This window comes from Neorhizobium sp. CSC1952 (assembly GCF_030378245.1).
GTDB classification, from domain to species: Bacteria; Pseudomonadota; Alphaproteobacteria; order Rhizobiales; family Rhizobiaceae; genus Neorhizobium; species Neorhizobium oryzae_A.
On record NZ_CP128416.1, the window covers coordinates 3,532,383 to 3,546,595 of the forward strand.

The following is a 14,213-nucleotide window of genomic DNA, read 5'->3' on the forward strand; positions in this document are numbered from 1 at the left end:
AAAAGCCCGGAGCGATCCGGGCTTTTTTCGTGGAAGGAAACCTCAAAGCTTCTCCTCGTATTTTTCGGCCTTCGCCTTCGACATGATGCGTTCCAGCCAGCCGAGCATGACGGCCGAGACGACGAAGGCGAGGTGGATGATCGTGTACCACATCAGCTTCCAATTGTCGTACTGGGCGGCGTTCAGGAAGATCTGCAGCAGGTGGATCGAGGAGATCGCCACGATCGACGATGCCACCTTGATCTTCAGGCTGCCGGCATCGAGCTTGCCGAGAAAGGAGACGTCGGCCTCGGTCTCGTCGAAGCGGCTCACGAAATTCTCGTAGCCGGAGATCATCACCATGACGATGAGGCTCGCAACGAGCGCGGCGTCGATCAGGCCCAGCATGGCGAGGATCATCTCGGCCTCTCCGAGCGAAAAGACGTCCTTGGCGACTTTCCAGAATTTCATGGCGAAGGAGAGGGCGTAGACCGCGAGGGCAGCGACCAGCCCGAGGTAGAATGCGACCAGGAGCCAGCGGCTTGAGAGGATGATCTTCTCGACCAGCAATTCCAGCGATTTCATGCGATCTCCGCGCGATTGAAAGGACGCGCTTCACATAATCGGCGATGGTGAAGGCTGCAAGACGGCGCGGAAGGTTGTTGCATTTCCGCAACGCGGCTATCCTCGCAGAAATATGATGAACAGAGTCATGTTTTAATAATTGACAATAACAGTCATGTTTTCTAATGGCATGAATAAGGCAATTTTCTGCCTCCCGCCACATTTTAGCCAGATTTGAAAACGGGCCGCCGCCTCCGGCGCGCTTTCGCGCGCCCGTGATTTCGCGTGCCTCCTCGAAAGGACAGTTATGGTCAGCCGGCGTTTGCGATCGATCCTCACCACCTGCACCGCGCTCGCGGCGCTTTCCCTTGCCGCCGAAGCCTCGGCCCAGCAGGCTCAGCAGGCACAGGAAAACGGCACGACCCTGCGGCCGATCGTGCTGAAGGGGAAGTCGTCGCGCCTGAAGAAAGGAACCGCGGCAGATACTCCCCTGGCTTCCGAAACGACGAAGGAGACGCTCGATAAGCGGGATATCGAGGACCTTGACGACCTCGGCAATACGGTAGAGCCCGGTGTCAGCTTCGTCTCTGCAACAAAAAGCGTCAACATACGCGGCCTGGAAGACGACCGTGTAGTGACGACTATCGATGGTATTCCGATTCCTTACCTTTCCGACCCTGTGCGTGGCGCGTTCGGCGGTGTCGATGCCTATGATTTCTCGGCGCTTTCGACGATCGATATCGTGCGCGGCGGCGATTCGAGCCGCGTCGGGTCTGGTGCTTTGGGCGGGGCGGTCGTCCTCAGGACTCTGGAGCCCGAAGACCTTATTCCCGAAGGCAGTAATTGGGGCGGCATTTCGAAGCTGACATACGATAGCAGCGACCGTTCCGTCATTGGTTCCGCCGCCGTCGCCAAGCGCATCGAAAATACGTCCATTCTCTTTCAGGGAAGCTACAAAAAGGGTCATGAGACGAAAACGGCGGGCTCAACCGGCGGATACGGTACCGCCCGCACGGAAGCCAATCCGATGGACTACGACAAATCGAACCTCCTCTTTAAAGTTCGACACGACCTTGACGGCGGCCATCGGATTGGATTGACCGCAGAGCGATACAACATGGATTCCACGGAAGATCTGCGACAGGAACAGGGCACTACCTACCGTATTGATGACTACGACCGGATCTCGGACTTGCGGCGGGAGCGCGTTTCGCTCGACTACAGATATGATGCAATCAGCGATGACAGCTTCATTCAGAGCGCTTGGGCTTCGATCTATTGGCAACGAATCCTGCGCCACGAGGGGCCAGACGGTTATCGTCTCACGGCCCCGGTCGGCGAGTACTATCGGCTCAGCGACAAGACGGAAAAGAGTTGGGGCGTTGTCGGTGCATTGACCGGAGTCTACGAGGCGGGCCCTCTTCTCCATGAGATAACTGTTGGCGGTGACGCTTCGATCTTCACCACGCATCAATATATCAACGGTGAAGACAGTTGCGATGTAACTTACGTCCCTGCCTGCGCATTTTATCACAATAATCAATCGGATGAGCCGGATGTCGATGGCGCGCGCATCGGTATTTATGCCGACGACAAGATCTCAATCGGCGACAGCGGATTCTCGTTGACCCCCGGTGTTCGCTTTGACTGGTTCGACTACCGTCCATCCTCGACGGAGCAATATGAAAACAACAGCGGATACACCGGTTTGCCGGACGCGGATACAGATTGGGCAATTTCGCCCAAGGTGCGGCTTGCCTATCAGTTGCACGAAGATGTCGAGTTCTATGCGCAATGGGCAATGGGCTTCAAGTCACCAAGCGTCAGCCAGCTCTACAGCAACTATGATAACGCTCCGTTCTATCGCCAGATCGGCAATCCGGACTTGGAATCCGAGACCAGCAGCGGTTTTGAAGTCGGAGCCAACTTTGGTGACGCAGCGTTCGGAGGCAGCATCAAGGGATTTTACAACAAGTACCGTAATTTCATCGATTCCGACACCGTGGCCACCCCGGGCTATATGTTGGGATCGATCCAGTTCTTCAATCGGGATCGCGTTCGTATTTATGGTATCGAAGCCAAGGCTCACAAGGCATTCGACAACGGCTTCAATGTTCGGGCTTCCGTAGCTTACGCCTATGGCGAAGACGAAAACACAGGCGAGCTTCTCGACTCGGTCCCACCGCTCAAGGCCATTTTAGGCGCGGGATATGGAGCTGAGAATTGGGGAAGTGAGCTGTCGATGGTCGCTGTGGCTGGGGTGTCTAATCTCTCCCCGTCCAGTTTCAAGGCATCGGGCTATGCAATCTTCAACCTGACGGGCTGGTGGGAGCCAGAGCAATTGAAGGGATTGCGTATCCAGGCGGGCGTCTACAATATCTTCGATCGCGAGTATTACGATGCCCTGGAAATGAAGGATTACACATCGGTCACGGCCTCGTCTTCAAACAAGGCCTTCTACTCCGAGCCGGGCCGGACGTTCAAAGTCTCGCTCACGCAGCGGTTCTAAGATCAGGAAAAGGGGCGGGGGACGCCTCGGAGGGCGGCGCGAGGGGTTGCGCCGCCCTTTTTGCTGTTTGCACCTCGAAAGGCTGCCTTCCCGGCCATTCCCACATTACCGTTCCTTCGTTATTCATAACCGCACAAGCATATTTGAATGCCGCCAACCATGGGAACGGGGGAAGAGCGCATGACAGCCGTCAAGTCGGATATCGAGATCGCGCGGGCCGCTGCCAAGAAACCGATCGCGGAGATCGGCGCGCGGCTGGGAATACCCGCGGAGGCGCTGGCGCCCTACGGCAACGACAAGGCGAAGGTCGGCGCCGAATTCATAGCCTCGCTTTCCGGCCGCAAGGACGGCAGGCTCATCCTCGTCACGGCGATCAATCCGACGCCGGCGGGCGAGGGCAAGACGACCACGACCGTCGGCCTCGGCGACGGATTGAACCGCATCGGCAAAAAGGCGGTGATCTGCATTCGCGAGCCTTCGCTCGGGCCCTGTTTCGGCGTGAAGGGCGGGGCGGCCGGCGGAGGGTATGCGCAGGTCGTGCCGATGGAGGACATCAACCTGCATTTCACCGGCGATTTCCACGCGATCACGGCGGCGAACAACCTGCTTTCGGCGCTCGTCGACAATCATATCTACTGGGGCAATGCCGAGAACATAGACGTGCGCCGCATCACCTGGCGGCGGGTCATGGACATGAACGACCGGGCGCTTCGGCAGGCCGTCGTCTCGCTCGGCGGCGTGGCCAACGGTTTTCCGCGCGAAAGCGGGTTCGACATCACGGTCGCTTCGGAGGTGATGGCGATCCTCTGCCTGGCGGCGGACCTCGAGGACCTCGAAAGACGGCTCGGCGGCATCGTCGTCGGCTACCGCTTCGACAGGACGCCGGTCTTCGCGCGCGACCTGAAGGCGCATCAGGCCATGACGGTGCTGCTCAAGGACGCCATGCAGCCGAACCTCGTGCAGACGCTCGAGAACAACCCGGCCTTCGTGCATGGCGGGCCGTTCGCCAACATCGCGCACGGCTGCAATTCGGTCATCGCCACGAAGACGGCGCTGAAGCTCGGCGATTACGTGGTGACGGAAGCGGGGTTCGGGGCGGATCTCGGCGCGGAGAAATTCTTCGACATCAAGTGCCGCAAGGCGGGGCTGAAGCCGGATGCGGCCGTGATCGTCGCGACGGTCCGGGCGCTGAAGATGAACGGCGGCGTGCGGAAGGAGGATCTCGGCCACGAGAATGTCGAGGCGCTCTCGCGCGGCTGCTCCAATCTCGGCCGGCATATCGCCAATGTCCGAAGGTTCGGCGTTCCCGTGGTCGTCGCGATCAACCATTTCACCTCGGATACGGAGGCCGAGATCGCCGCGGTGAAGGACTACGTGGCGCGTCACGGGGCGGACGCCATCCTCTGCCGGCACTGGGCGGAGGGTTCGGCGGGCATCGAGGAACTCGCCCATAAGGTGGTGGAGCTTGCGGAAGGCGGGCAGGCGAGGTTCCAGCCGCTTTATCCCGAGCATCTGCCGCTTCTCGAAAAGATCGAGATCATCGCCTCGAAGATCTATCATGCGGGCGAGGTGACCACCGACAAGGGCGTGCGCGACCAGCTCAAGGCCTGGGAGGAGCAGGGCTACGGCGACCTGCCGATCTGCATCGCCAAGACGCAATATTCCTTTTCCACCGATCCCAACCTGCGCGGCGCGCCGGAAGGCCATGTGGTGCATGTGCGCGAAGTCAGGCTTTCGGCCGGCGCCGGCTTCGTCGTCGCCATCACCGGCGAGATCATGACCATGCCCGGCCTGCCGCGCGTGCCTTCCGCCGAGCGGATTTTTTTGAATGACGAGGGATATGTGGAGGGGTTATTCTGAGGGCTGGCCGGCTTCGCATTTGCTGGCCCTTGCCCCTCACCCTAACCCTCTCCCCGCTAGCGGGGAGAGGGGACGTGCCACGATCGACCTTGTTCGACGGCGGAGAGGGCGTGCCTAACGCACGACGAAGAACGTGGGAAAACGGTGCGGCATAGTTCCTTCTTCCCGCGCGCGGGGAGAAGGTGCCGACAGGCGGATGAGGGGCAATGCTCTAACGGCAATACCGGTATCCGTTTTTCCGCTCCATGATGTCGAGATGCAGGTGGGTCTCGTGGGCGGCGTCGCTGCCCGGGGAGAGCACGGTGGTGAAATGCAGGCAGGCGCCGGCGGTCGCGGTGCGCTGAAAGGCGCCTTCCAGCGTGGAATCCTCGTCGCGCGGCTTCATCTCCAACGTCTTGCCGTCGTCGAGCTTGAAGGCGGCGACGTCGAACGCGTTGCCGCGAGCGTGTTCGGAAATCTTTCCCGTCGAGGCGCTGTTGCGAAGCCGGCAGTCGTAGGTGGAGCCCGGGACGAGGCCCGCGATCTTCCGCCCCGGCATGGCGATGTTCATCGCCGGCTGCACCGTATCCTTCAGCCAGTGCGCCAGGGTGAGCGCCGTCTTGCATCGCATTCGGGCGCCGCCAAGCCGGACACCCGGCAGGACCTCCGCGACCTCGATCGGATGCTCGATACCGCAGCCGTTGCCGTCGTCGATCGGAGCGATCGACTGGAACTTCGCACCGAGGGAAGTGAGGTCGGCGAGACAGGCCTTCAGTTCCTCGGGGTCTTCCTTGACGAGCGGCGGCGGGGGCGGAGGAGGGGGAGCCGCGGCCTTGTCCTCTTCTTCCTCCTTGCCGTCGGGCTTGGGGCCGTCGTCCGTCGCGGGCGTCGTGGACGTGTCCGGTGCCGGTTTCGGCAGGGGCTTGGGAACCTCGGCGGCGGCGGGCGGTTCGGTCTCGGTGGGAGCTGGTGGCGCAAGGGTGCCGCCTTCCGGAGCCGGAGCCTTCGGAGCTCCGGTTTCCGGCGATTTGGCCTCGGGTGCCGGCTCGGTCTTTTCGGCCGGTTTTTCGACCGGAACCGGGCCGGTTCCCGGCAGGGTGGCGCCTGTCAGAAAGGGCGCGCCGATCAGAAGCAATATCCAGAACCGCGGCATGCTCGTTTCCTCCCTGGGGCGGGTTTGCGGGGTGGCAACGCGTTTGCCCCGGTTTTGGTCGCATCGCAGCGGAAGAAATTCGCTTGCGCGCCGCCGCGACTGCGGCTAACAATTCCGCCCATGACGATTTCGATGAACATCGGTAACTGGTGGCCGGCACGCTTCACGCGGCCTTGACCAGTCATGTCCATCGACAGACGACACAAAGCCGCCCGAGAACCGAGGCGGCTTTTTTGTTGGCCGCAAAGAGACCGGGCAACGAGCAGTTCCGGGAAGGTTTCCCTCCGGAGCTGCGCCGAAACAAAGGATCGGAGAGGACAATGGTAACGATCATTCGGGATGACGGTTCGGAAGTTTACGAGACCCGGGGAGGGATCACCGTCAGCCGCCAGCGGCGCGCGGCCGATTATGCCAGCGCCATCTCCTCCTATGTGGACAGGCTCGATGAGCGGCGGGGCGCGGTGTTCTCCTCCAACTACGAGTATCCCGGACGCTACACCCGCTGGGACACCGCGATCGTCGATCCGCCGCTCGGCATTTCCTGCAACGGCCGCAAGGTGTGGATCGAGGCCTATAACGAACGCGGCGAAGTGCTGCTCGGATTCGTCACGGCCAAGCTGAAGACGGTCGCCGACCTGACGCTCGGGGCAAGCACCGCCCGCAGGCTGGACCTCACCGTCAACGAGCCCGCCCGCGTCTTCACGGAAGAAGAGCGGTCCAAGATGCCGACGGTCTTTTCCGTGCTGCGCGCCATCGTCGATCTCTTCCATTCGGAAGCGGATTCGGCGATCGGCCTCTTCGGCGCCTTCGGCTACGATCTCGCCTTCCAGTTCGATGCCATCAAGCTTTCCATGCAGCGGCCGGAAGATCAGCGCGACATGGTGCTCTTCCTGCCGGACGAAATCCTGGTCGTCGATCATCACGCGGCCAAGGCCTGGATCGACCGCTACGACTTTGCCAGGGATGGCGTGACGACCGAGGGCAGATCGGACGAAATCGCGGCCGAGCCCTTCCAGCGTACGACGGCTGTGCCGCCGAAGGGCGATCACAAGCCCGGCGAATACGCCCGGCTCGTCACCAAGGCCAAGGAGAGTTTCCGCCGCGGCGACCTCTTCGAGGTGGTGCCCGGCCAGAAATTCATGGAGCGCTGCGATAGCAAGCCTTCGGAGATTTCCAACCGGCTGAAGGCGATCAATCCGTCGCCCTATTCCTTCTTCATCAATCTGGGGAAGCAGGAATACCTGATCGGCGCCTCGCCGGAGATGTTCGTGCGCGTTTCGGGCCGGCGGATCGAGACGTGCCCGATTTCCGGCACGATCAAGCGCGGCGAGGACGCGATCTCGGACAGCGAGCAGATTCTGAAGCTGCTCAATTCCAAGAAGGACGAATCCGAGCTCACCATGTGCTCGGATGTGGACCGCAACGACAAATCGCGCGTCTGCGAGCCGGGTTCGGTCAAGGTGATCGGCCGGCGGCAGATCGAGATGTATTCGCGCCTCATCCACACCGTCGACCACATCGAGGGACGCCTGCGTCCGGACATGGACGCTTTCGACGGTTTCCTGTCGCATGCCTGGGCGGTGACGGTCACCGGCGCGCCGAAGCTCTGGGCCATGCGCTTCATCGAGAACCACGAGAAGAGCCCGCGCGCCTGGTATGGCGGGGCGATCGGCATGGTGGGCTTCAACGGCGACATGAACACCGGGCTGACGCTGCGGACCATCCGCGTCAAGGACGGCATTGCGGAAGTGAGAGCAGGAGCGACGCTTTTGAACGACAGCGATCCCCATGAGGAAGAGGCGGAAACCGAACTGAAGGCTTCCGCCATGCTTGCCGCCATCCGCGACGCGCGGACCGGCAATACGGCCAAGGCCGGCCGCGACGTCGCGCGCGTCGGGCAGGGCGTGAAGATCCTGCTCGTCGACCACGAGGACAGTTTCGTCCACACGCTCGCCAACTATTTCCGCCAGACGGGCGCCACCGTCTCGACCGTGCGCACGCCGGTGCCGGAAGAGGTCTTCGACCGGCTCGATCCGGACCTTGTGGTGCTGTCGCCCGGTCCGGGCAATCCGAAGGATTTCGACTGCAAGGCGACGATCAAGAAGGCCAGGGCCCGGAACCTGCCGATCTTCGGCGTCTGCCTCGGCCTGCAGGCACTCGCCGAGGCCTATGGCGGCGAATTGAGGCATCTCGCGCTTCCCATGCACGGCAAGCCTTCGCGCATCCGCGTGCTGGAGCCGGGCATCGTCTTCTCCGGGCTCGCCCGGGAAGTGACGGTCGGCCGCTATCACTCGATCTTCGCCGACCCCAAGACGCTGCATCCCGACTTCACGATCACGGCGGAAAGCGAGGACGGCACGATCATGGGTATCGAGCATATCAAGGAGCCGGTCGCGGCGGTGCAGTTCCACCCCGAATCGATCATGACGCTCGGCGGCGACGCCGGCATGCGGATGATCGAGAACGTCGTGGCGCATCTTTCGCGCAAACGCGAAACGAAGGCTGCGTGATGGCTTCCGGAGCCGTCAGCATCGAGGCCATGCGGCCCAAGCATATCGAGAGCTTTCACAGGGCTCTCGATACGGTCTCGCGCGAGCGGAAATATCTGACCTTCCTGGAGGCGCCGCCGCTCGAATCCACACGCTCCTTCATTCTCGACATGATCGAAAACGGGCATCCGCAATTCGTGGCGGTCGTTGACGGCGAAGTAGTCGGCTGGTGCGATATCCGCCGGGAGGGCAGGCCGAGCCATGCACATCGCGGTTCGCTCGGCATGGGCATCATTCCCGGCCATCGCGACAAGGGATTGGGCAGGCGGCTGATCACGGCGGCTCTCGATGCCGCCCGCGAACTTGGCCTGCATCGCGTCGAACTCCATGTTCATGCGGACAATCCCAGAGCGATCGCGCTCTACGAAAAGGTCGGCTTCGTGCAGGAAGGCGTGGCCCGCGACGCGGTGAGGATCGACGGACGGTATATCGACGCGATCCAGATGGCAGTGATCTTCGGGTAGGCCATTCTCCTTTGACAAGCCCGCCCATCTGAGGCATACACCCGGCCAACCGAAACCGCCGAGCAACATCCGTTGCGCCGGCGGTTTCGCCGTTTTGGGGCTCCGGCCCTGCAAATCATTCGCATGCGCATAAGGACGACAATGGTGGCGAGGGATACGAATATCGTCGAACGGCTGGCCTTCTGGGGCATCCCGCTGTCGCTCGCGGTGATGGGCCTGAAGATGCTCGCCTGGTGGATGACAGGTTCGGTCGCGCTGCTTTCGGACGGGCTCGAATCCCTTGTCAACGTTGCCGCCGCCTTCATCGCCTATTTCGTCATCCGCTATGCGCAGCGCCCGGCCGATCACGATCACCAGTTCGGGCATCACAAGGCGGAATACATCTCCGCCGTCATCGAAGGCGTGCTGATCGTCGTCGCCGCGCTGCTCATCATCCAGGAGGCATGGGGCGCGCTTTTCGAGCCGAAGCTGCTCGATGCGCCGGTTCCGGGCCTTGCGATCAACGGGCTTGCCGGCATCATCAACGGCGTCTGGGCGACGATCCTGATCAGAACCGGCAAGGCGCATCGCTCGCCGGCGATGGAGGCGGATGGCCGCCACATCATGTCCGACGTGGTGACGTCGGCCGGCGTCTTTGTCGGCCTCATCCTCGCCGTCCTGACGGGTTATGCGATCCTCGACCCGCTGCTCGCCATCCTCGTCGCCTTCAACATCCTCTGGCAGGGCTACAAGGTGATCTCCCATTCGCTCGGCGGGCTGATGGACAGGGCGCTGGAACCGGACGAGGAGGCGGCGGTGCGGGAGGCGATCACCGCCTGTTCCGGCGGTGCGCTCGGCGTGCACGACCTGAAATCCCGGCGGGCGGGGGCGGCGGCCTTCATCGATTTCCATCTCGTCGTGCCGGCGGAAATGAACGTGGAGGAGGCGCATGGCATCTGCGACCGCTTGGAAGATGCGATCAAAGAGATTATTCCCGGCGCCACGTTGGCGATCCATGTGGAGCCCGAAGGCGAGCGCGCCCATGGACAGAAGGTAGAAGTCGAAGGAACAGGCAAATGACGATGACGGATGTCAGCGGGCTCAAGCAGCTCGGATCGAATGTTGAGGCGCCGCAGAGCCCGGAGGCGGCGGTGCTGGAAAAGGTGCCGAACGGCAATCAGGGCACCGACTACGTGGTGCGCTTCACGGCGCCGGAATTCACCTCGCTCTGCCCGATGACCGGGCAGCCGGATTTCGCGCATATCGTCATCGACTACATTCCCGACGGCTTTCTGGTGGAATCGAAGTCGCTGAAGCTCTTCCTGCATTCGTTCAGGAACCACGGCGCCTTCCACGAGGATTGCTCGATCTACATCGCCAAGCGCATCGTCGACCTGCTCGCCCCGAAATGGCTTCGGATCGGTGCCTACTGGTATCCGCGCGGCGGCATCCCGATCGATGTCTTCTGGCAGACGGGCGAGGCGCCGGCCGGTGTCTGGCTGCCGGAGCAGGGGGTTGCGACGTATAGAGGACGTGGCTGACTAGACGTCCATCGAGTCGTCGTTGCCGAGATCGCTGTTGTCGAAATCGGGCTGGTCGTCGGCGAAATCGTTGCTGCCGTAGTCGGCCCGCTGCCAGCCGTCATTGGTGTTCGCATCCGCGATTGCGGCGTCATTGCCGCTAGCTTCGCGGATGGCGTCGTCGCCGTAATAGTTGTTGACGACGGTTTCCTCGGCCGGCGCCGCGTTTCCGAAGGGATTGGCGCCCTCGAAGGGCGAGCCCCAGCCGAGCGAATTCATGTGACTGCCGAAAATGCCCGACAGCGAATTGGCGAGCAGCATGCCGCCGGCCACGCCTGCGGCCGTGCCCAACGCGCCTCGCAAAAAGCTGCCGCCGGCGGAGGGAGCATAGGCCTGGGCGCTCCACGGACCGGAAGGCGGCGGAGCGCGGTAGCCGTCGCCGTCATCGCGGCCGGTCCGGTAGCTTTGACGCGGCGCGCTGCCCCACGGGCCGGAGGCGGGCGAGCTGGATTGCGAAGTGGGCGCCGGCTGGTGCGGCTGGCCCGATCCGAAAATCGAACTCAGGAACCCGCCGCCCTGTTCGGCGCGGTGATGTTCGCTTTCACCGGCCTCGAGCTCGCGAACGCGATCCTCCAGTTCACGGATGCGGTTGGCGGCGGCTTCCAGGCCTTTTTCCTGCACGACCACGGCCTGTGCCAGATAATAGGTGGCATAGGGCTGTTCGCGGGTTGCCTGGTCGATGAAGGTTTCCGCCTCGCGGTCGCGCGGCGTGGCGGATGCCGTCCGCACGCGGTCGAAAAGGGTAGTGAGGAGCTGGCGTTCTTCCGGTGACATGTCTGCCTCCTTGCGGATTGTTGCCATGCTCAAGGAGGTAGGCGGGGATTCCGGTTTTTCAAAGCCGCAATCCCCTTAAATCTCGGTAATCTTCGGTTCAGCCGAAGACCAGCGACAGGCCGAGAAGGGCGGTGGCCGCACCGGCGATGCGGGTGACGGAGGGCGCGAAACGGGAGATACCCAGGCCAAGCGCGATGCCGGCGACATGCAGAAGCGCCGTTGCGATTGCGAAGCCGATACCGAACTGCAGGGCACCGGCCGTACCGAGTTCGCCGCCATGGGCATGACCGTGGAAAAGCGCGAAAACGCCGACGATGGCCGCGCTAGCCGAAACGGGAAGCTTCACGGCCATCGCTACCAGCAGGCCGAGGCCGATGACGGAGGCGAGGATCGCCGGTTCGACGAAGGGGAGGCCGATGCCGGAAAGCGCCAGAAGGAAGCCGATCGCCATGGTACCGACGAAAGCGGACGGAACGACCCAGAGAGCCCTGTTGCTCTTGTCCTCCCTGGCTATCTGCGCCGCCCAGAGGCCGACCGCGACCATGGCGAGGATGTGATCGAGGCCGAAGAGCGGATGCGAGAAGCCGGCCATGAAGGAGCCGTGCGCATCCGGATCGAGATGGGCGAAGGCGGGCGCGGTTGCGGCCGCAAGGATCGCGGCGGCGAGCGAAAGGCGTTTCAGCATTTTGGTCCCCTGAAAATTATAAGCATGCATAACGAAGCCGGAGGATAGGCGGGCGCCTTCCGCCTGTCCATCGGCAATCGCAGTGCAGCACGGCTCGTCACTACGTCATTCACCTTAGTCGTCGGAAGGTGCCGTGTTAGACTCCGCACTCCATTGTTTTACGGCCGCGAACGCATTATGTCCGGTATATGAATCTGATGCAGGAGACATTTACCGTGCTCGACGACGAAGACGACAAGGACGACAAGACGAAGGAACTGCCGCTCGGCAAGGAAACGGAGGCGAACCTTTTCAAGTCGCGTTCGATCTTTATCTACGGGCCGATCACCCAGGAACTGGCGCAGAAGGTCAACACGCAGCTCGTGGCGCTTGCCGCCGCCAGCGACGAGGACATTCGCATCTACGTGAACTCTCCCGGCGGGCATGTGGAATCGGGCGATTCGGTCCACGACATGGTCAAGTTCATCAAGCCGAAAGTCTGGATGATCGGCACGGGCTGGGTCGCTTCCGCCGGCGCGCTGATCTACGTCTCGGCCGCCAAGGAGCGTCGCATCGCGCTGCCGAACACCCGCTTCCTGCTGCATCAACCGTCCGGCGGCACCCGCGGCATGGCATCCGATATCGAGATCCAGGCGCGCGAGATCATCAAGATGAACGAGCGGCTGATCAGGATCTTCTCCAAGGCCACCGGTCAGCCGGAGGAAAAGATCGCCAAGGATATCGAGCGCGACTACTGGCTGTCCGCCGAAGAGGCCAAGGACTACGGCCTGGTGGCGCGCATCGTCACCTCGCAGAGCGAAATCTGATCGGGTTGAATTTCTGAAAAGCAAAACCCCGCCGGCGCAAACCGGCGGGGTTTTTGTTTGTGAGGCTCAGGCGACCTGCGGCCGCCAGGCGATGACGCCTTCGGTTCGGGCGCGGACGTCCGGCGGGGCAAGGCAGGTGGCGACGGCCTCGTAACCCGGCGCCCCCGGATAGGGCATCACGCGGCCTGGGGGATTGTGGTTGGCCGGGCAGAGGATGATCGCCTCATCCGGGCCGACGGCCGCGAGATCGAGGATCGCCGAGGAGCGCGTCAGCATGAAGACCGGCCGGGCACCTGGTCCCCGCCGGCGCAGATGGGCGATCACCGCCTCCTGCGTCGCCTGATCCAGCCCTTGTTCGATCATGTCGATGACGGGAATCTCGCCGGGGCCGGCCTCCAGCGCGGCGAGGAGGGCGGTGAGGCCGGGTGAAAGCGTGGCGCCATCCTCCACGAGCCAGCCCAGCGCCCGCTCGACCTGCGCTTTCAGCGCCGCATCGGCCTCCATGCGGGCTCTGGCGGCTGCAGCGTCGTCCGCGGCGCGGTCGAGGCCGACGAAGAGTGCGCCCGGCAGGTTTTCGGCAATCGCCCTCGCGAGCCGCGTCTTGCCGCTGCCGAGCGGGCCGATGATATAGTTCAGCGGCTTGATATCCCTGAGCTCGAACCGCTCGCCGCCCCAGGGCCAGGGAAGGTCGAAGGCGGCCACGATCTCGGCCGCCGGGCGGACCAGCCGCGCCAGCTCCTGCATCTTCGGGGGATGACCGTCGGCAAGGCCGGCGCGCAGGTCGCGGACGGTCTCGACCTTGACCGAAAGCTCCCGGATTTCTTCTTCGAGCCGTTTCTGATGGGCGGCGAGCGCGGGCGCCAGCCCTTGCGGATCGCCTTTCAGCACCCGCGCCACCTGGGCGAGGCTGAGGCCGAAGGCCCTCAGCGCCGCGATCTCGGCGGCGCGGGCCATTTCGGCCGGGCCGTAAGTACGCCAGCCCGCGGCGGTGCGGACGGGCAGCACGAGGCCGCGCTGTTCATAAAGGCGAAGCGCCTTCTGGGATATGCCGAGCCGCCCGGCGGCTTCGGATGCGTTGAGATAGTGTGCGGCAGACGTCAAGGAATCACCTCGCTGGTTGTTGACCGCTCCTCTATCGGGGCGGTCCCAGGGGCCGGGTCAATGGTTCTCCGCAAAGAAAATTCGATCGTCATGGAGGAGCATCAAGCGATCCGCATGCCCGAAATCGGCCCCGATCCCGAATGTGCCGTACTCTTTTCCCCCAATCTCGCTTGCCTTCGACGCGAGGCTTGTGCTCGATAACGGGCTTCCATCCCTACGAGTCCCGCCCGC

12 protein-coding genes are annotated in these 14,213 nt (G+C 62.8%); 7 read left to right on the forward strand and 5 right to left on the reverse strand.

Going from position 1 to position 14,213, the window contains the following annotated elements; translation table 11 throughout:
* Positions 1-42: 42 nt before the first annotated feature.
* On the reverse strand, positions 43-564 hold the full coding sequence (locus QTA58_RS17205; RefSeq protein ID WP_085424968.1) for a TIGR00645 family protein: 522 nt from the start codon (positions 562-564) through the stop codon (positions 43-45).
* A 286-nt stretch (positions 565-850) separates the two neighbouring features.
* Here QTA58_RS17205 and QTA58_RS17210 point away from each other — a divergent pair, with 286 nt between their 5' ends.
* Together QTA58_RS17210 and QTA58_RS17215 are read left to right on the forward strand one after the other, a co-directional pair.
* Entirely contained in the window at positions 851-3,052 is a 2,202-nt protein-coding gene (locus tag QTA58_RS17210; protein ID WP_289669755.1) for a TonB-dependent hemoglobin/transferrin/lactoferrin family receptor, read from the forward strand.
* 180 nt (positions 3,053-3,232) lie between these two features.
* Positions 3,233-4,912 carry a formate--tetrahydrofolate ligase gene (locus QTA58_RS17215; protein ID WP_289669756.1) on the forward strand — a complete coding sequence of 560 codons (1,680 nt, stop codon included), beginning with the start codon at positions 3,233-3,235 and terminating at the stop codon, positions 4,910-4,912.
* Between the two features lie 211 nt (positions 4,913-5,123).
* Here QTA58_RS17215 and QTA58_RS17220 read toward each other — a convergent pair whose 3' ends face one another.
* Complete coding sequence (locus tag QTA58_RS17220; protein ID WP_289669757.1) at positions 5,124-6,044, reverse strand: extensin family protein; 921 nt, start codon at positions 6,042-6,044, stop codon at positions 5,124-5,126.
* 320 nt (positions 6,045-6,364) lie between these two features.
* Between QTA58_RS17220 and QTA58_RS17225 the strand changes: the two genes are divergently transcribed.
* From QTA58_RS17225 to queF, 4 genes are all read left to right on the forward strand, one after another.
* Positions 6,365-8,554 (forward strand): anthranilate synthase, encoded by a 2,190-nt coding sequence (locus tag QTA58_RS17225; protein ID WP_289669758.1) that lies wholly within the window; start codon positions 6,365-6,367, stop codon positions 8,552-8,554.
* Complete coding sequence (locus QTA58_RS17230) at positions 8,554-9,057, forward strand: GNAT family protein (RefSeq protein WP_289669759.1); 504 nt, start codon at positions 8,554-8,556, stop codon at positions 9,055-9,057. The genes QTA58_RS17225 and QTA58_RS17230 overlap by 1 nt, the downstream gene beginning before the upstream one ends.
* A 144-nt stretch (positions 9,058-9,201) precedes the next feature.
* Entirely contained in the window at positions 9,202-10,116 is a 915-nt protein-coding gene (locus QTA58_RS17235) for a cation diffusion facilitator family transporter (RefSeq protein ID WP_289669760.1), read from the forward strand.
* Positions 10,113-10,577: a preQ(1) synthase gene (gene queF, locus QTA58_RS17240; RefSeq protein ID WP_085424961.1), complete on the forward strand. Its 465-nt coding sequence runs from the start codon at positions 10,113-10,115 to the stop codon at positions 10,575-10,577. The genes QTA58_RS17235 and queF overlap by 4 nt, the downstream gene beginning before the upstream one ends.
* On the opposite strand, the gene QTA58_RS17245 is transcribed toward queF, so the two are convergent.
* Positions 10,578-11,390: a DUF2076 domain-containing protein gene (locus QTA58_RS17245; RefSeq protein WP_289669761.1), complete on the reverse strand. Its 813-nt coding sequence runs from the start codon at positions 11,388-11,390 to the stop codon at positions 10,578-10,580. It lies immediately after the preceding gene.
* Between the two features lie 97 nt (positions 11,391-11,487).
* The gene (locus tag QTA58_RS17250) at positions 11,488-12,075 is read right to left on the reverse strand and encodes a HupE/UreJ family protein (protein ID WP_289669762.1); all 588 of its coding nucleotides are present in this window, start codon (positions 12,073-12,075) and stop codon (positions 11,488-11,490) included.
* Positions 12,076-12,290: 215 nt separating this feature from the next.
* On the opposite strand from QTA58_RS17250, the gene QTA58_RS17255 reads away from it, so the two are divergent.
* Positions 12,291-12,881 carry an ATP-dependent Clp protease proteolytic subunit gene (locus tag QTA58_RS17255; protein ID WP_289669763.1) on the forward strand — a complete coding sequence of 197 codons (591 nt, stop codon included), beginning with the start codon at positions 12,291-12,293 and terminating at the stop codon, positions 12,879-12,881.
* A 66-nt stretch (positions 12,882-12,947) separates the two neighbouring features.
* Here QTA58_RS17255 and QTA58_RS17260 read toward each other — a convergent pair whose 3' ends face one another.
* On the reverse strand, positions 12,948-13,982 hold the full coding sequence (locus tag QTA58_RS17260; protein WP_289669764.1) for a MerR family transcriptional regulator: 1,035 nt from the start codon (positions 13,980-13,982) through the stop codon (positions 12,948-12,950).
* Between the last annotated feature and the right edge of the window lie 231 nt (positions 13,983-14,213).